Here is a 16,649-nt window from a genome sequence, read left to right on the forward strand (position 1 = left end):
GCGAAACCCCATGCAGATAAAATCTCTGAAATTTCTATTGATCGCATTCATGCTGTCGCTTTCGGCGTGCAGTTTACTGCAATCCGAACCGCCGGACGAAACCCGCAACTGGTCCGCACAGAAATTGTATGCCGAGGCCCGCGATGAACTGAACGCAGGCGGCTATGAAAAGTCCATCAAGTACTTCGAAAAGCTCGAGTCCCGCTACCCGTTCGGCACCTATGCGCAGCAGGCGCAGATGGACATCGCCTATGCGCATTATCGCGCCGGCGACCAGGCGCTGGCGCTGGCCGCGGTCGAGCGCTTCATCAAGCTGCACCCGAATCACCCGAACGTCGATTACATGTACTACCTGCGCGGCCTGATCAACTTCAACGACAAGCTGAGCCTGTTCGACTTCGTGTCCCGCCAGGACCTGACCGAGCGCGACCCGAAGGCGGCGCGCGAGGCCTTCGACTCGTTCAAGCTGCTGATCGACCGCTTCCCCAACAGCATCTATGCGCAGGACGCGCGCGACCGACTGGCCTACCTGGTCAACGCGATGGCGCAATACGACGTCCACGTGGCCAATTACTATTACCGGCGCGGCGCCTACCTCGCCGCCGCCAACCGTGCCCAGCAGGTAGTGCGCGAGTTCAAGGATAGCCCGGCGACCGAGGAAGCGCTGTACATCATGGTCCGTTCCTACGACGCGCTGGGCATGCCCGAGCTGCGTGACGACGCCAACCGGGTGTTCAAGCAAAATTTCCCGAACAGCGAACTGCCGGTGACCGGCGGCGTCAAGAAGGACAAGTCGCCGTGGTGGAAAATCTGGTAACGGTTTCCTGACGGATCGAATGCAGCCGGTGTCCCTGCCTCATTCATCCGTCGCAGGCCGTAGGGTGCAATAAGCGTAGGGTGTAATAAGCGCAGCGCATCACACCACCGGCCCGCGCACCCGCGACGGCTCTCCGTCATCGACCAGTGGTGTAATGCCCTCCGGTTATTACGCCCTACGATTCCTCCTATGCGGCGTGCCGCCGGAACATCCAGCGGCTGTTGTCCGAGTTCGCCGCGTCATACGCATAACCCCCGAGATCGAACGCCTTTAGTTGACCAGGCTCGGTGATGTGGTTAAGCGCGGCGAAGCGCGCCATCAAGCCGCGGGCCTTCTTGGCGTGAAACGAGATGATCTTGTAGCGGCCGTCTTTCCAGTCCTGGAACACCGGCGTGATGACAGGGGCGCGCAGCCGCTCCGTCTGCACCACCTTGAAGTACTCTTCCGACGCCAGGTTGACCAGCACGCCTTCCTCGCGCGCAGCCAGCTCGCGGTCCAGCGCGGCGGTGACCAGCTTGCCCCAGTAGTCGTACAGGTTGGCGCCGCGGGCATTTTTCAGCCGCGTGCCCATTTCCAGGCGGTGCGGCTGCATCAGGTCCAGCGGACGCAGCAGGCCATACAGCCCCGACAGGATGCGGACCTGCGACTGCAGGTGCGACAGCGCGGCGGCCGGCAGCGTGGATGCCGCGAGGCCGGTGTAGACATCGCCGTTGAAGGCCAGCACTGCCGCCCTCGCGTTGTCGCTGGTACACTGCGGCGTCCACGATGCGTAGCGGCCGGCGTTGAGCGCCGCGAGCGGGTCGGAGATCTTCATCAGCTGCGCAATCTCGGCTGGCGACAGGCGCGTCAGCTGCTCGATCAGCCCGGCTGCATGGTTGGTGAAATCCGGCAGCGTATGGTCGGACGTTGCCAGCGGCGACGTGTAATCCAGCGTTTTTGCAGGCGATAGAACAATCAGCATGAGCTTTCCACGGAAAAATTTTTCGCAATGATACCGAATCGCCTGGTCCTCGATACCAATGTGCTGCTCGACCTGTTCGTATTCCACGACCCGCGCTGGAACGGGCTGCTGGAGGCGCTGCGCAGCGGCGCGGTGCAGGGCGTGACCCGCGCGGACTGCCGCCAGGAATGGCTGCACGTGCTGCACTACCCTCACCTGCCGCTGGACGATCCAAAGCGCCTCGAAGCCATTGCCCAGTTCGACAGCCTCGTGGAAATCAGCGATGCCGCGGCCAGTGGCCTGCCGCTGCCGGTATGCAGCGACCGCGATGACCAGAAATTCCTGGAGCTTGCGCGCGACGCGCAGGCGTCCGTGCTGATCACCAAGGACAAGGCGTTGCTGAAGCTGGCGAAGCGCACGGCGAAAGCCGGCATGTTCCGCATCCTGACGCCGCAGGCCTGGCTGCAGGAACGGCCTGACGCCCGTTAGAATGGCGGCAGCTTCCCTTTAGTCGCATTTAAGGCTTCCCTTAACAAAACCCAGTCAACCACCTTTACATCCCGCATGAATATGCCCAACGAAACCGCTGCCAGCATGGATTTTTCCGGACTCACCTCGCGCCTGCCCGACGTCGGCACGACCATCTTCACCGTCATGTCCGCCCTGGCGACCGAGAAGGGCGCGGTTAACCTGGGCCAGGGCTTCCCCGACTTCCATTGCGACCCGGCGCTGGTCGACGCCGTGGCCGACGCAATGCGCAGCGGACTCAACCAGTACCCGCCGATGACGGGCATACCCGGCTTGCGAGAAGTCGTCGCCGACAAGGTGGAGGCGATCTATGGCCACCGCTACGACCCGGCCACCGAGATCACGGTGACCGCCGGCGCCACCCAGGGCATCCTGACCTCGGTGCTGTGCTGCGTGCATCCGGGCGACGAGGTGATCGTGATCGAACCGGCCTATGACAGCTACGTGCCGGCGATACAGCTGGCCGGCGGCGTGCCGGTGTTCGTGCAGATGGAAGTCACCGCCGCCGGTTACGCGGTGCCGTGGCAGAAGGTCGCCGCGGCGGTGAGCCCGCGCACCCGGCTCATCATGATCAACTCGCCGCACAACCCGACCGGCTCGGTGCTGCGCATCGCCGACATCAACGCGCTGGCCGACATCGTGCGCGGCACCGGCATCCTGGTCTTGTCCGATGAAGTCTACGAACACATGGTCTACGACGGCGCCCGGCACGAGTCGGTCTGCCGTCATCCCGAGCTGGCGGCGCGGTCCTTCGTGGTGTCGAGTTTCGGCAAGACCTACCATGTCACCGGCTGGAAGATCGGCTATGTCGCCGCGCCGGCAGCGCTGATGAGCGAGTTCCGCAAGGTGCACCAGTTCAACGTGTTCACGGTCAACACGCCGGTGCAGTACGGCCTGGCCGCGTTCATGAAGAATCCCGCGCCCTACCTCGAACTGCCGGCCTTCTATCAGCGCAAGCGCGACCTGTTCCGCGAAGGGCTGGCGGCGACCCGCTTCAAGCTGCTGCCGTCCGACGGCACCTATTTCCAGTGCGTCGAGTATTCGGATGTGTCCAGCCTGCCCGAGGCGGATTTCGCCAAGTGGCTGACCACCGAGATCGGCGTGGCGGCGATACCGGTGTCGGCCTTCTATCACGAGCCGCGGGAGTCAGGCATCGTGCGCTTCTGCTTCGCAAAGCAGGACGAGACGCTGAAGCTGGCGCTGGAGCGGCTGTCGAAGCTGTGACGGCTCGTCAACGACGATAGCCCGTCCGCAGGGTGCAATGCATCCTGCGGACGGGCCGGCCGACTGGCTGCGGCCGGCCCGTGTCGCTCCTACTTCATCGCCTTGCGCAGCGCCTCATTGGCCTTGCGGTCCGCATTGACCTTCTGCACGGTCGGACGCTCGGCCAGCATCTTCACATAATCGCGCACCGGGTACTCGGCCAGCACGTCCTCGCCGAAGACGATCTTGGTCGCCATGCCCACCAGCGGCAGGTGCACCATTGCCGCGCAGTCGGCCATCGTGAACGTGTCGCCCGCGATGTAGGGACCGAACTTGGCAAGCTTGCCGAGCGCCTTGGCATTGCGGGTCAGCAGCTTCTTCACCCGCTCCTTGGTTTCGTCGGACACCTTGCCGCCAAAAAAGGCTTCTCCGTACAGCTCGCGCGCCACCAGTTCCAGGTGCAGCTCGATGAAGGTGACCAGTTCGCGCTGCTTCGCGCGGCCATAGGCGTCGGTCGGCATCAGCGGATTCTGCGGGTAGGCGTCCTCGATGTATTCCATGATGACCTGCGACTCGAACAGCGGGCCATGTTCGGTTTCGCAGTAAGGGATCTTGCCCAGCGGCGACCTGTCCAGCAAGGCGGCCGAGCGATCGGCCCAGACCAGCTCTTCCTCGAAGGGCACGCCTTTTTCCATCAGCGCGAGCTTGACCTTGTTGTGATAATTGCTGAGCGCGAATCCGCATAACTTGAACATCTTGTCTCCTTGTCTGGTGGTTGGATGCATGGGCTGCCTGCCCCGCAGCGGCCGATAGTAACCGCTGATTCCTGGCGGCACAATGCGCGGGCTTGCTTTTCAAGCATGCCTTCACCGGTATATGATCGTTCATCCCAACCCTGGCCCACGCCGCCGCAACCGACACCATGTCCGCAGAACTCAAGGCTTCCCGACGGGACGCCACGCTGATCCTTACCCTGTCCAACCCGGGCGCGCGCAATGCGCTGCATCCCGACATGTACGCAGCCGCGGTCGAGTCGCTGGCCACCGCCGAACGCGACAGCACCATCCGCGCCGTCGTGCTGACCGGCGCGGACAATTTCTTCTGCGCCGGCGGCAACCTGAACCGGCTGCTCGAAAACCGCGAGAAGGACAAGGCGGTGCAGGCCGATTCGATCGACCAGCTCAACGGCTGGACCGACGCAATACGCAGCTGCACCAAGCCCGTGATCGCCGCTGTCGATGGTGCGGCGGCGGGCGCCGGCTTTTCGCTGGCGCTGGCCTGCGACATGATCGTCGCCGGCGAAAACGCCAAGTTCGTGATGGCCTATGTGAAGGTCGGGCTGACGCCCGACGGCGGCGGCTCCTGGTTCCTCGCACGCTCGCTGCCGCGCCAGCTCGCCACCGAGATCATCCTCGAAGGAAAGCCGGTGCTGGCGCCGCGGCTGCATGCGCTGGGCCTGGTCAACCGCCTGGCGCCGGACGGCAGCGCGCTCGAACATGCGCTGGCCTGGGCCGATGAACTCGCGCTGCTGTCGCCCAATGCGACGACCCGCATCAAGAGCCTGGTGCGGGACGCCGGCGAGAACACGCTGGAGCAGCATTTTGAACTCGAGAAGCAGCATTTCGTCGAAAGCCTGCACCATCGCGACAGCCGCGAAGGCATCAGCGCGTTTCTCGAGAAGCGCAAGCCCCAATACAAATAACGTTCCTGATGAAACCTGCAAACCGACGCCGCATCTACCTGATGCGGCATGGCAATGTCACTTATTTCGATGAATCCGGCAGGCCCATCCTTCCCGAGGCCGTACCGCTGAATGAACAGGGCCGCGCACAGGCCGAAGCCGCCGGACGCGTGTTCGCGGCCGATGGCGTGCGCTTCGACCGCGTGATCGTCTCCGGCCTGCCGCGCACGGTCGAGACGGCGCAGGGCGTGCTGGCGCAGACCGGCCAGGACATCGCACTGGAGACCTGGCCCGAACTGGTGGAGATACGCGGCGGCAAGCTGGCCTCCATTGCCGAAGACAAGCTGAGGGAAGCCTTCACAGGTGCATTCGAGGGCATCGTGCCCGAGGACAAGCGCTTCCTCAACGGCGAATCGATCGGCGAGCTGATGGACCGCGTGCATCCGGCGCTGGCCCGGCTGCGGGCCGAGGACAACTGGGACACCGTACTGCTGGTGCTGCACGGCGGCGTCAACCGCGCGATACTTTCGCATGCGCTGACGGGCCAGCGCCTGTACCTCGGCAACCTGGCGCAGACCGCGGGCTGCATCAACGCGCTCGACGTCGGCGACCATGCAGCCGACTGGGTGGTGCGCTTCGTCAACCATGCGCCGCCCACGGTATTGCAGGACGACACCCGCAGCACGACCATGGAAATCCTGTACGAGCAGTACCGCAAGTTTCGCCGCAAGTAGGGCGCCGGGCCGGTTTCCAGGCAGGCGACTTATAAGCTACCGATTAGTACGATCGTACGATTTTATGCGGTAGAATGAACCGACAATAAATTCCGACGACAGGTTTCGACCGCATTTCACGCGCGGTTTCAACAAACAGGCAGGAGACGCAATGTACGAAGAATTCATGGGCACCAAGCCGGTCGCCGATCGCCAGAAATTCGATATCGGCGCTTTGCAGGACTACATGCGCCAGCATGTGGAAGGCTTTTCCGGGGAACTGAGCGTCGAGCAGTTCAAGGGCGGCCAGTCCAATCCCACGTTCAAGCTAAGCGCCGACGGCCGCAGCTACGTGCTGCGCACCAAGCCCGGTCCCGCCGCGAAGCTGCTGGCCTCGGCCCATGCGATCGACCGCGAGTTCCGCGTGATGGATGCGCTGAACCGTGCCGGCTTCCCGGCGCCTCGCCAGTATGCGCTGTGCAATGACGAGTCCGTCATCGGCCGCGCGTTCTACGTGATGGACTTCGTGCAGGGCCGCGTGCTGTGGGACCAGTCGCTGCCCGGCATGACCAATGCGGAACGCGGCGCCTATTACGACGAGATGAACCGCGTCATCTCCCAGCTGCACACGATCGACTACAAGGCCATCGGGCTGGAGAGCTTCGGCAAGCCGGGCAATTACTTCGGCCGCCAGATCGACCGCTGGACCCGCCAGTACAAGGCGTCCGAGACCGAGAAGATCGAGGCGATGGACAATCTGATCGAATGGCTGCCCGCGCACATACCGCCGGGCGACGAGACCAGCATCGTCCATGGCGACTACCGCCTCGACAACATGATCTTCCATCCGACCGAGCCGCGCATCCTGGCGGTGCTGGACTGGGAGCTGTCGACGCTGGGCCATCCGCTGGCTGACTTCTCCTATCACCTGATGAGCTGGCACATCGCCCAGGGCCAGTTCCGCGGCATCGGCGGGCTGGACCACAAGGCGCTGGGCATACCGACCGAGGAAGAGTACATCGCGCTGTATTCGAAGCGCACCGGCCGCACGATACGCCCGGAAGATTTCAACTTCTACCTGGCCTACAACATGTTCCGGATGGCCGGCATCCTGCAGGGCATCATGAAGCGCTATGTCGACGGCACCGCGTCCAGCGAAGAAGCGCTGAAGGCAGGCCAGGCGACCCGGCCGATGGCCGAGATGGGCTGGCAATATGCATCGGGCGCGGCCGGCAACAAGCCCTGAGGCTCTGCCCCTGCCCCACCCAAATACGAACCAAGCAATTTCAACGAGGAGACATCATGGAGTTCGAATATTCAGACCGCTGCAAGGAACTGCAGGGCAAGCTGCTCAGGTTCATGGACGAGCATATCTACCCGAACGAGAAAGCCTACAAGGCCGAGATCGACCGCAACGGCGTCGAGAAAGGCAACCGCTGGCTGCCCACCAAGATCATCGAGGACCTGAAGCCGAAGGCCCGCGAGCAAGGCCTGTGGAACCTGTTCCTGCCGAAGTCGCCGCGTGCGCCGGAAGGCCTGTCCAACCTCGACTATGCGCCGCTGTGCGAGATCATGGGACGCGTGGGCTGGGCGCCCGAAGTGTTCAACTGCTCCGCCCCCGACACCGGCAACATGGAGACCATTGAACGCTACGGCAGCGAGGAGCACAAGAAGCAATGGCTGGAGCCGCTGCTGCGCGGCGAGATCCGTTCCGCCTTCGCGATGACCGAGCCTGCGGTCGCATCGTCGGACGCGACCAATATCGAGACCCGCATCGAGCGCGACGGCGACGAGTATGTGATCAACGGCCACAAGTGGTGGATCTCCGGCGCCGGCGACCCGCGCTGCCAGATCTTCATCCTGATGGGCAAGACCGACCCGGGCGCGGCGCGCCATTCGCAGCAGTCGATGATCCTGGTGCCGGCCAATACGCCGGGCGTGAACATCCGCCGTCCGCTGCCCGTGTTCGGCTACGATGACGCGCCGCACGGCCACTGCGAGATCACCTACGAGAACGTGCGCGTGCCGGTTTCCAACATGCTGCTCGGCGAAGGCCGCGGCTTCGAGATCGCCCAGGGCCGCCTCGGACCGGGACGCATCCACCACTGCATGCGCGCCATCGGCGTCGCGGAGCGGGCGCTGGAATACATGTGCCGCCGACTAAACGAGCGCGTCGCCTTCGGCCGCCGCATCTCCGAGCAAAGCATCTGGCGCGAACGCGTCGCCGAGTCGCGCATCCAGATCGACACCGCGCGGCTGCTGACGCTGAAGGCCGCGTACATGATGGACACCGTAGGCAACAAGCATGCGAAGGCCGAGATCGCGATGATCAAGGTGCTGGCGCCGAACGTTGCGCAGCAAGTGCTCGACTGGTCGATCCAGGCGCATGGCGCGGCCGGCGTGTCGGATGAATTCCCGCTGGCCTATATGTGGGCGGGCAACCGCACGCTGCGCATCGCCGACGGCCCGGACGAGGTGCACCGCAATGCGGTCGCCAAGCTCGAACTGTCCAAGCACATGACGCTGCAGGGCGAAGACACCGAACTGCCGATCACCCGTTCCTGATTTGGCGGCCACGTCCGTTCAATAAAAAGGCATGCGCTACGCATGCCTTTTTTCATTGCGGCGGCGCCTGCGCCAAACTCAAAATGTCTGCATAATCTGCAGCACTAATAATTTCAAGGAAACCACATGATCGATGTCTATTCCACCGCCACGCCGAACGGCCACAAGGTTCACATCATGCTGGAAGAGACCGGCCTGCCTTACCGGGTGCATCACATCGACATCGGCGCCGGCGACCAGTTCAAGCCGGACTTCCTGGCGATCTCGCCCAACAACAAGATCCCGGCCATCGTCGACGCCGACGGCATGGACGGCAAGCCGATCTCGCTGTTCGAATCCGGCGCCATCCTGGTCTACCTCGCCAGCAAGACCGGCGCCTTCCTCGGCCGCAGCGACCGCGACAAGTTCACCACGCTGCAATGGCTGATGTTCCAGATGGGCGGCGTCGGCCCGATGCTCGGGCAGGCCCACCACTTCCGCATCTACGCGCCGGAAAAGATCGAGTATGCGGTGAACCGTTATACCAACGAGGCAAAGCGGCTGTACGGCGTGATCGACAAGCAGGTCGCGAAGGAAGGCTACCTGGCGGGAAGCGAGTACACGATTGCCGACATCGCGACCTTCCCCTGGCTGCGTTCATGGAAGAACCAGGGCGTGGACATCGAGGAATTCCCGGACCTGAAGCGCTGGTTCGACGAGATCGCCGCAAGGCCCGCGGTGCAGCGCGGCGTGGAAGTGCTGGCGAACCTGCGCAAGCCGATCACGGATGACAAGGCGCGGGATGTGCTGTTTGGGGCGGGACAGTACGCGAAGCGGTGACTGTTGAGAAGGAATGAATTTCGGGTGCAATGCGCTTCGCAAATTGCACCCGACGAACCGACGGCCTGCTGAAAAGCAGGGTCAGGTATAGCGCCGCGAAATCGACTCCGCCACGCACACGGGCTTGTCGCCGCCTTCGCGCTCCACCGTCACCAGCCACGTCACCTGCGCGCCGCCCGGGATGTCTTCCACCGACACCACGGTGGTGCGGCTGCGCACCTTGCTGCCGACCGGGACCGGAGCCGGGAAGCGCACCTTGTTCAGGCCATAGTTCACGCCCATGCGCACGTCGGTCATGCGCACCGAGTTCTGCATCATCATCGGCAGCAGCGACAGCGTCAGATAGCCGTGCGCAATCGGGCCGCCGAAAGGCGACTCGCGCTTGCAGCGCTCCACGTCGAGATGTATCCACTGATGGTCGCCGGTCGTCTCGGCGAACTGGTTGACCCGCTCCTGGCTGATTTCCACCCAGTCCGATACGGCCACTTCCTGCCCGACCAGAGCCTTGAGCTCGTCGAGCGATGCGATTTCACGCATGCTGCCTCCTCTGTTGACGTTGTTATCGTATGGCTCAGCGCGACGCCGGCCGGCGCAGGAACATGCCCATGCCCTTGACCGTCGCCACCGTTTCGCCATGCTGGTTTTTGGCTTCCCACATCGTATGGACGACTCCGCGGTCCGGCTTGCTGGACGACGGGCGCACGTCCATCACTGTCGTCGTGACGGACAGCGTATCGCCGGCGCGCACCGGCTTGAGCCAGCGGATCTCGTCCACGCCCGGCGAGCCCATGCTGGCAGCCTCCGACAGGAAGCCGTCGACCATCATGCGCATCATGATGCTGCAGGTGTGCCAGCCGCTAGCGACGAGGCCGCCAAAGTGCGACTTCGCCGCCGCATCATGGTCGACGTGGAAGGGCTGCGGATCGAACTGCCGCGCGAACGCGACAATCTCTTCCTCGCCCAGCATGCGGCTGCCCACCGGGATCACCCGGCCGGGCTCGAAGTCCTCGAAATACCACTTCAGTTCTGCCATGAGCTCATCCTTCGCGCTGCGTGGATCAGGCAGCCTGGCTGAAGCCCGGCTGGGCGATGAAGCGCGCCAGGTGATAATCGGTATCGCCCAGCGTCTGCTCGATCATCGTCAGCCGCTTGAAGTGATGCGCTGCCGGCAGTTCGTCGGTGACGCCCATGCCGCCGTGCAGCTGCACCGCCTGCTGGCCCACGAACTTCGCTGCCTGGCCCACGCGCGCCTTGGCCGCGGACACCGTGCGGCGACGCTCGACCGGGTCGGCCGATGCCACCTTCACCGCAGCCAGCGTCGCCATCGAACTGGCCTGCTGATACTGCATGAACATCTCGGCCATCTTGTGCTGCAGCGCCTGGAATTTACCGATAGGCACGCCGAACTGCTGGCGGGTCTTCAGGTAGTCCAACGTGGCCGCATTCAGCGCTTCCATTGCGCCGATCGCTTCCGCGCACAGCAGCGTGACTGCATAGTCGGCCGCCGCGTCGAGGATGTCCCAACCGGCGCCAGCCTCGCCCAGCAGCGCCGATGCCGGCACCTGCACGTTTTCGAAGCGGATGTCGGCGGCGCGCTGGCCGTCGATGGTCCGGTAATCCTTGCGGCTGATGCCCGCGGTATCAGCCGGCACTACGAACAGTGAGATGCCGCCGGTCTCGCGCTGCTGGCCGCTGCTGCGGGCCGACACGATCAGCTGGCCGGCCTGGCCGCCATGCACCACCACGACCTTGGTGCCATTGATCACATAGCCATCGCCGTTGGCGGTGGCCGTGGCCTTGATGTCGAACAGGTCGAAACGCGACTGCTTCTCGCCCAGCGCCGCCGCCAGTTTCAGCTCACCGGTTGCGACCTGCTCCAGCAGGCTTTCCTGCTTGCCGGCCAGCTTCAGGAACTGCGCGCCGAACGCGGTCGCCAGATAGGGCTCGACCACCAGGCCGCGCCCGATTTCCTTCATCACCACCAGCATGTCGATCGCGGAGCCGCTGAAGCCGCCCTGCTCTTCCGGCACCGGCAGCGCCGTCATGCCCAGCTCGGCCAGCGTGGTCCACGCGTCGGACGAGACGCCGTCCGCGGAGTGAACGATTTTCTTGCGATGCTCGAAGGTGTAATCCTTTTCCATCCAGCGCCGCAAGGCATCCGAGAACTGCTGCTGTTCCTGCGTAAATTGAAAGTCCATGTTCTTGTCTCCTACAGTCCAAGGATCATCTGCGTGATGATGTTTTTCTGGATCTCGTTCGAACCGCCGTAGATCGAGGTCTTGCGGAAGTTGAAGTAGTACGAGGCCAGCGGCGCTGCGTCATCGTCCTCGAATGCGCTGTGCTGCGACTCGCCCTCCAGGTAATGGCGGTCGAACGGCAGGCTGTAAGGGCCGATCGCTTCCACCATCAGCTCGGTCAGCATCTGCTGCACTTCGGTGCCCTTCACCTTCAGCATCGACGCCTCCGGCCCCGGGCCGCGGCGCTTGCTGTCTTCCGAGATAACTTTCAGCACGGTCACTTCCAGCGCCATGATCTCGATCTCGAGCGTAGCGACCTTGGCGGCGAACACCGGGTCTTCCAGCATTGGCTTGCCATTCTTCATGTGCTCGGTGGCGATGCGCTTCAGGAACTGCAGCTCGCGCTTGGCACGGCCGACCGCGGCGATGTTGGTGCGCTCGTGGCCCAGCAAGTACTTGGCGTAGGTCCAGCCCTTGTTTTCCTCGCCGATCAGGTTCTCGACCGGCACCTTCACATTGTCGAAGAAGACTTCGTTCACTTCGTGGTCTTCGTCCAGCATGATGATCGGACGTACGGTGATGCCAGGCGTCTTCATATCGATCAGCAGGAAGGAGATGCCTTCCTGCTTGCGCGCGCCGGTGTCGGTGCGCACCAGGCAGAAGATCATGTCCGCATGCTGGCCCAGCGTGGTCCAGGTCTTCTGGCCGTTAACGATGTAATGGTCGCCCTGGCGCTCGGCCCGGGTCTTCAGCGAAGCCAGGTCGGAACCTGCGCCCGGCTCGGAATAACCCTGGCACCACCAGTCGTCGCAATTCAGGATGCGCGGCAGGTAGTACTGCTTCTGCGCGTCATTACCGAAGGCCATGATGACCGGCGCAACCATGTTGACGCCGAACGGCAGGATAGGCGGCGTACCGGCGCGCGCGCACTCTTCTTCCCAGATATGCCGCTGCACCGCATTCCAGCCCGTGCCGCCGTACTCAACCGGCCACCCGGTGCCGACCCAGCCCTGCTTGGCGACGATCTTGTGCCAGCGCACGAAGTCATCCTTGGAAAGGCGCTTGTGGTTCAGCACCTTCTGCTGCAGATCCTTGGGGAGATTGGCGTCGAGATACGCCCTGACCTGATCACGGAAGGCGAGATCCTCCGCGCTGTAGTTCAAATCCATGCTGCCTCCATTATTTTGGGCTGTGTAAAAAGCACGACCGTGCAAAATTATACAGAGGTTTGGTGGGGGTGGGGGGGTTTAGCAGTTGATGTGGATGACCGGGTTAGCCTTCGTGTCGTGAAGCATCAAAACGTTGAGATTGAAATGTAACGAATGGCACCTTTTAACTCATAAAAAACTTGGTCGAACTTTCTTTCCAAACACAATTTTCGTACCCGCCAATACTAATTCTTCAGATATAAGATTTTTTCTTTTGTTTCCAGGATTGTTTTCATCGAGAGCGCTCCCCTGCCACATGCATAGCCAGCGTAAAGATTCTTAGCACTACTCTGCCATTTACGGTCCAAGGCGCTGATATATAAAGGTCTTTCTATTGTTCATAGAACTGAACAGCTTTGTTAATGAATACCTTACCGTTCTATTTGGCAGAGTAGTGCTAATTAGTTCACGCATCCGACATTTAAGTGAAAGATGGTCCGTAAAACCACTTTAATGAATTCTCTAGCTACTTCGATCTCCTTATGAAAGAATGAAATCTTCTATGACTTTGAGATTCGTCTTTCGATAAAATTTTTTAATCTCAAAGAAACTCGTTCATTCACGCCGTCACGTAAAAGTTGGTAACGTTGCCTGCCATCGACACACACCATCGATGGCGGCTCAGGTTGGGAAATGGAACCTAATTAACAATTTTTAAAGATTCACTAAGAGTCTCATGCTGGTCATACCGCTGCCTGTTTTCTACTTGAAGCAACTAATCTCTGCTAGTATTGCTCAATTATTAGGGCTCCGGTTCATAGCTATTTCCAAAGTGAATAGGATGTAAGGATCCCGCGTTCCTGCGCACGTGGCAGTCTTGTTTGCTTTGGAACTCACAATGTCATTCATAGGTAAAGACCGGCCCGTCTCGACTCCGCCGTTAAACCATCAACCCTGATGCTGCATAGGCACGTTATTTTGCACCGGCGCCGGATCATCGCTAGGCTGCAGCGATGATGTCTGCAGCCGATTAACGAGATAAAGCGGACGTTTTTTCACTTCATTAAAGATCCGGCCGATATATTCGCCAAGCACACCGATCGCGGTAAGCTGCACGCCGCCAAGAAACAGGATGGTTACCATAATAGACGGATAGCCTCGCGCGGCATCGCCATAGACCAGGGTTTTCCAGATCACGAACGCGGCATAGATAAGAGAAATGAAAGCGACAGACAAGCCCATGAAGGTGGCGATCTTCAGCGGCGTGATCGTGAAGGAGGTAATGCCTTCGATCGCCAGATTCAGCAGATTCCAGTAATTCCACTTGGTCTGTCCCGCCACCCGCGACTCGCGATGATAAAAGAGCGGCTTGGCTGGAAAACCGATCCAGGCAAACAAGCCTTTCATGAATCGATGCTCTTCCCGCAGGCCCGAAATAGCGCGGACCGCACGGCGGGTCATCAGGCGGAAATCACCTGTGTCGCTGGGAACATGGACGCGGCTGACGCGCTGCATCAGCTTGTAGAACCATTTGGATGTCGCTTTCTTCATCCAGGTTTCGCCGTCACGGTGGCTGCGCACGCCATAGACCACGTCATACCCTTCATACCAGCCGGCAAGCAGCTTCGGAATGAGCTCCGGCGGATCCTGGAGGTCGGAATCGAGTACGACGACGACGTCGCCGCAGGTATGGTCGAGGCCCGCCGTCAGCGCGATTTCCTTGCCGAAGTTACGGGACAGGTCGACCACGGTGATATGACTGTCGGCCGCGCGCAGCGCGTGCATCATGGCCAGTGTTCCGTCGCGGCTACCGTCGTTGACCAGAACAATTTCGTAAGGCGCACCGATATCCACAAGAACCCGGGTAACCCGCTCATAGAAGATGTGCAGGACTTCTTCCTCGTTATACGCCGGCGCAACGACCGAAATGCTGGGAAGTATGCCGGCCGGGCGTGGATTGAGCGACGGGTGGTGCGATTGCACGGCGGCTGCGTTGCGCAGTTCGGTCTCGGTAATGTTCATAGGTGGTTCAGAAGGTAGAAGGTCCAGAAAATGTCAAAACGGGGCAAAGCTGTTGCGCGCACGACCAGTAAGCTGGTAGTGATGCGAACGTTTAAGGCTGTACAACCTCGCACCGCGCATTCGGCAATACGGTTACTATTTAGAAACTATTTATAAAATAATAATTAATATTGTACGGCTTCTTGCAAGACCACTTATCGATTTGACGCAAGCCTAACCCTGTGCGACGAGATATATAATTGGCAACAACTATGGTTAGTGCCGTTGCTGCCGCGAAACTGTGGCGAAAATAGTGATTTAAGGAAATATTTTTCCTTATCGATAGCAGCGGAAAGCTTGTGCCTAAACGGAGGCGAGCTGGATTCCTGTGTAGTGATCCTGGCGATTTCTACGATGTAATGATTTATTTGAAGGCTGTTGATGCAAGAGAAATCCCGGAAAGCCCTGATGGGCAATGGCATGGCAATCGCCGTTTTAACTGCATTGGCAATTACGCTCTTCATGACCTCGCCCACAAGTGGCGACTTCTGGTGGTACGACGCCTCCCGCCATGCGTTCAACGGCGTTTTCATTCGTGATTTCCTGCTGGATGGCGGATTGTTCAATCCGGTCAAGTTCGCTTCCGAATACTATCGCAAGTACCCGGCAGTCAATATCGGCTTCTATCCTCCGCTGTTCTATCTGACCTCGGCGCCTTTCCTCGCGGTTTTCGGCGCGAACCATGCGGTCTCACAGGCGGTGGTCACCTTATATGCGCTGGGCGGGATGACGCTTGCCTATTTTATTTGCGTCAGGCATATGGACAGGCTGTCCGCCGCAGCCATAGCGGCCTGCGTCATCACGCTGCCCGAAATGGCGCTCTGGGCACGCCAGGTGCAACTCGATATTCCCGCGATCACGATGCTCCTTGCCACCGCGCTGGCGTTGAGCCGTTTCCTGGAGAATGGACAGACCAAGTGGCTGTACGCAACAACGATCCTCCTGGGCCTGGCGGTACTGACCCGGGTACAGGCGCTCAGCGTCGCGCCTGCCCTCCTGTTTTTCCTGCTTCATCCAGCCTATTCCCGGCTCGCCTCGTTCAAGACCCGCCTGATTTCACTGGTGCCGCTGGTTATATTGTCGCTGCCGTCGATCGCGATGTTCGTCTATTTCAGCAAGATCAACCAGTCGCAGGTCGTACAGATGCAAGGCATGCCGTCAATTGCTTCCATCGCGAACTGGGTCTGGTACGCATCCTGTCTTCCTGAGCAGATGGGTTGGCCGGCGCTGGCAGTCACCTTGTGCGGCCTGGCGGCGGCGCTGTGGATGGCGGTTACAAAGCGGCTCCCGGCTACCGCTGTTGTTCTCGGCATGTTTTGCCTGTCGTCCTGGATATTCTTTACCTTGGTTTCCAACAAGGAACCGCGCTTCAATCTCCCGAGCGTCCCTTTCCTGTTTCTGTTTGCTGCAATTTCACTGACCAGGCTCTCGCCGCGGATAACCCGTCCTGTCCTGGCTGCGCTGGCGCTCTGGCTGGCCTATCAGGCAGTCTTTGCAGTCAAGGTGCCAGTCGTCTCCGGGTTTCAGGAAGCGGTCGACGTGGTGCAGGCAAACACGCCTCCCAAAGGAAACGTGCTGATATCGGCGCATCGGGATGGAAGCTTTATCTACGACATGCGGACCACCGGGCACCGGCCGGATATTGGCGTACGCCGCGCCGACAAGCTGCTGGTGGAAATATCGATCCACCGGCAATTCGGCATCAAGGACCAGAATTTGAGCGCCGAAGATTTGCTTGCCCTGTTCAAACGGGAAAATATCACGACGATCGTCGCGCAGAATGATTACCTGAAAGACCAGGGAACCATGCAAACTTTCCAGCAGCTTCTCGATTCAGGCAACTATTTCAAAGTGGTAAAAACGGTCCAGTTAAGTGGCGCAACCAGGCCGGATGAAAAGACGCTGACTGTTTACACCATTCGCTGATTCCACGCGTC

16 protein-coding genes are annotated in these 16,649 nt (G+C 60.7%); 9 read left to right on the forward strand and 7 right to left on the reverse strand.

What is annotated here, in order from left to right:
• Window positions 1–10 precede the first annotated feature (10 nt).
• A complete protein-coding gene (locus QOL82_RS05485) occupies window positions 11–817 on the forward strand; it encodes an outer membrane protein assembly factor BamD (RefSeq protein WP_283441228.1) in 807 nt (268 codons plus the stop codon).
• 187 nt (window positions 818–1,004) lie between these two features.
• Here QOL82_RS05485 and yaaA read toward each other — a convergent pair whose 3' ends face one another.
• Window positions 1,005–1,778, reverse strand: a complete 774-nt coding sequence (yaaA, locus tag QOL82_RS05490; RefSeq protein WP_283441229.1) for a peroxide stress protein YaaA — start codon at window positions 1,776–1,778, stop codon at window positions 1,005–1,007.
• A 27-nt stretch (window positions 1,779–1,805) separates the two neighbouring features.
• Between yaaA and QOL82_RS05495 the strand changes: the two genes are divergently transcribed.
• Together QOL82_RS05495 and QOL82_RS05500 are read left to right on the forward strand one after the other, a co-directional pair.
• Window positions 1,806–2,246, forward strand: coding sequence for a putative toxin-antitoxin system toxin component, PIN family (locus QOL82_RS05495; RefSeq protein ID WP_283441230.1), 441 nt, complete (start codon window positions 1,806–1,808; stop codon window positions 2,244–2,246).
• 81 nt (window positions 2,247–2,327) lie between these two features.
• A complete protein-coding gene (locus QOL82_RS05500; protein WP_430438440.1) occupies window positions 2,328–3,509 on the forward strand; it encodes a pyridoxal phosphate-dependent aminotransferase in 1,182 nt (393 codons plus the stop codon).
• A gap of 89 nt (window positions 3,510–3,598) precedes the next feature.
• Here the strand turns inward: QOL82_RS05500 and QOL82_RS05505 are convergent, their stop codons facing one another.
• Window positions 3,599–4,243, reverse strand: coding sequence for a glutathione S-transferase family protein (locus tag QOL82_RS05505; RefSeq protein ID WP_283441232.1), 645 nt, complete (start codon window positions 4,241–4,243; stop codon window positions 3,599–3,601).
• Between the two features lie 167 nt (window positions 4,244–4,410).
• On the opposite strand from QOL82_RS05505, the gene QOL82_RS05510 reads away from it, so the two are divergent.
• From QOL82_RS05510 to QOL82_RS05530, 5 genes are all read left to right on the forward strand, one after another.
• Entirely contained in the window at window positions 4,411–5,190 is a 780-nt protein-coding gene (locus QOL82_RS05510) for an oxepin-CoA hydrolase, alternative type (RefSeq protein WP_283441233.1), read from the forward strand.
• Between the two features lie 8 nt (window positions 5,191–5,198).
• Window positions 5,199–5,903, forward strand: coding sequence for a histidine phosphatase family protein (locus QOL82_RS05515; RefSeq protein ID WP_283441234.1), 705 nt, complete (start codon window positions 5,199–5,201; stop codon window positions 5,901–5,903).
• Between the two features lie 151 nt (window positions 5,904–6,054).
• Window positions 6,055–7,128: a phosphotransferase family protein gene (locus QOL82_RS05520; RefSeq protein ID WP_283441235.1), complete on the forward strand. Its 1,074-nt coding sequence runs from the start codon at window positions 6,055–6,057 to the stop codon at window positions 7,126–7,128.
• Window positions 7,129–7,184: 56 nt separating this feature from the next.
• Window positions 7,185–8,447, forward strand: coding sequence for an acyl-CoA dehydrogenase family protein (locus tag QOL82_RS05525; RefSeq protein WP_283441236.1), 1,263 nt, complete (start codon window positions 7,185–7,187; stop codon window positions 8,445–8,447).
• A gap of 126 nt (window positions 8,448–8,573) precedes the next feature.
• Window positions 8,574–9,266 (forward strand): glutathione binding-like protein, encoded by a 693-nt coding sequence (locus QOL82_RS05530; protein ID WP_283441237.1) that lies wholly within the window; start codon window positions 8,574–8,576, stop codon window positions 9,264–9,266.
• 81 nt (window positions 9,267–9,347) lie between these two features.
• Here the strand turns inward: QOL82_RS05530 and QOL82_RS05535 are convergent, their stop codons facing one another.
• From QOL82_RS05535 to QOL82_RS05555, 5 genes are all read right to left on the reverse strand, one after another.
• Window positions 9,348–9,803: a MaoC family dehydratase gene (locus QOL82_RS05535; RefSeq protein ID WP_283441238.1), complete on the reverse strand. Its 456-nt coding sequence runs from the start codon at window positions 9,801–9,803 to the stop codon at window positions 9,348–9,350.
• A gap of 34 nt (window positions 9,804–9,837) precedes the next feature.
• Window positions 9,838–10,299 (reverse strand): MaoC family dehydratase, encoded by a 462-nt coding sequence (locus tag QOL82_RS05540; protein WP_283441239.1) that lies wholly within the window; start codon window positions 10,297–10,299, stop codon window positions 9,838–9,840.
• Window positions 10,300–10,324: 25 nt separating this feature from the next.
• The gene (locus QOL82_RS05545) at window positions 10,325–11,464 is read right to left on the reverse strand and encodes an acyl-CoA dehydrogenase family protein (RefSeq protein WP_283441240.1); all 1,140 of its coding nucleotides are present in this window, start codon (window positions 11,462–11,464) and stop codon (window positions 10,325–10,327) included.
• Between the two features lie 11 nt (window positions 11,465–11,475).
• Window positions 11,476–12,672, reverse strand: a complete 1,197-nt coding sequence (locus tag QOL82_RS05550; RefSeq protein WP_283441241.1) for an acyl-CoA dehydrogenase family protein — start codon at window positions 12,670–12,672, stop codon at window positions 11,476–11,478.
• Between the two features lie 927 nt (window positions 12,673–13,599).
• A complete protein-coding gene (locus QOL82_RS05555; RefSeq protein WP_283441242.1) occupies window positions 13,600–14,673 on the reverse strand; it encodes a glycosyltransferase family 2 protein in 1,074 nt (357 codons plus the stop codon).
• 420 nt (window positions 14,674–15,093) lie between these two features.
• Here QOL82_RS05555 and QOL82_RS05560 point away from each other — a divergent pair, with 420 nt between their 5' ends.
• Window positions 15,094–16,638, forward strand: a complete 1,545-nt coding sequence (locus QOL82_RS05560; protein ID WP_283441243.1) for an ArnT family glycosyltransferase — start codon at window positions 15,094–15,096, stop codon at window positions 16,636–16,638.
• The last annotated feature ends 11 nt before the right edge of the window (window positions 16,639–16,649 follow it).

The sequence above is a fragment of the Noviherbaspirillum suwonense genome (genome assembly GCF_900182955.1).
Lineage (GTDB): Bacteria > Pseudomonadota > Gammaproteobacteria > Burkholderiales > Burkholderiaceae_D > Noviherbaspirillum_A > Noviherbaspirillum_A suwonense.

What these genes read in the sequence shown, in the direction of transcription:
- QOL82_RS05525 (WP_283441236.1), top strand. Translation starts at nt 7,185, where the DNA reads ATGGAGTTCGAATATTCAGACCGCTGCAAGGAACTGCAGGGCAAGCTG.
- QOL82_RS05545 (WP_283441240.1), bottom strand. Translation starts at nt 11,464, where the DNA reads ATGGACTTTCAATTTACGCAGGAACAGCAGCAGTTCTCGGATGCCTTG.
- QOL82_RS05500 (WP_430438440.1), top strand. Translation starts at nt 2,328, where the DNA reads ATGCCCAACGAAACCGCTGCCAGCATGGATTTTTCCGGACTCACCTCG.
- QOL82_RS05520 (WP_283441235.1), top strand. Translation starts at nt 6,055, where the DNA reads ATGTACGAAGAATTCATGGGCACCAAGCCGGTCGCCGATCGCCAGAAA.
- QOL82_RS05515 (WP_283441234.1), top strand. Translation starts at nt 5,199, where the DNA reads ATGAAACCTGCAAACCGACGCCGCATCTACCTGATGCGGCATGGCAAT.
- QOL82_RS05560 (WP_283441243.1), top strand. Translation starts at nt 15,094, where the DNA reads ATGCAAGAGAAATCCCGGAAAGCCCTGATGGGCAATGGCATGGCAATC.
- QOL82_RS05540 (WP_283441239.1), bottom strand. Translation starts at nt 10,299, where the DNA reads ATGGCAGAACTGAAGTGGTATTTCGAGGACTTCGAGCCCGGCCGGGTG.
- QOL82_RS05530 (WP_283441237.1), top strand. Translation starts at nt 8,574, where the DNA reads ATGATCGATGTCTATTCCACCGCCACGCCGAACGGCCACAAGGTTCAC.
- QOL82_RS05510 (WP_283441233.1), top strand. Translation starts at nt 4,411, where the DNA reads ATGTCCGCAGAACTCAAGGCTTCCCGACGGGACGCCACGCTGATCCTT.
- QOL82_RS05555 (WP_283441242.1), bottom strand. Translation starts at nt 14,673, where the DNA reads ATGAACATTACCGAGACCGAACTGCGCAACGCAGCCGCCGTGCAATCG.
- QOL82_RS05535 (WP_283441238.1), bottom strand. Translation starts at nt 9,803, where the DNA reads ATGCGTGAAATCGCATCGCTCGACGAGCTCAAGGCTCTGGTCGGGCAG.
- QOL82_RS05505 (WP_283441232.1), bottom strand. Translation starts at nt 4,243, where the DNA reads ATGTTCAAGTTATGCGGATTCGCGCTCAGCAATTATCACAACAAGGTC.
- QOL82_RS05485 (WP_283441228.1), top strand. Translation starts at nt 11, where the DNA reads ATGCAGATAAAATCTCTGAAATTTCTATTGATCGCATTCATGCTGTCG.
- QOL82_RS05550 (WP_283441241.1), bottom strand. Translation starts at nt 12,672, where the DNA reads ATGGATTTGAACTACAGCGCGGAGGATCTCGCCTTCCGTGATCAGGTC.
- QOL82_RS05495 (WP_283441230.1), top strand. Translation starts at nt 1,806, where the DNA reads ATGATACCGAATCGCCTGGTCCTCGATACCAATGTGCTGCTCGACCTG.
- yaaA (WP_283441229.1), bottom strand. Translation starts at nt 1,778, where the DNA reads ATGCTGATTGTTCTATCGCCTGCAAAAACGCTGGATTACACGTCGCCG.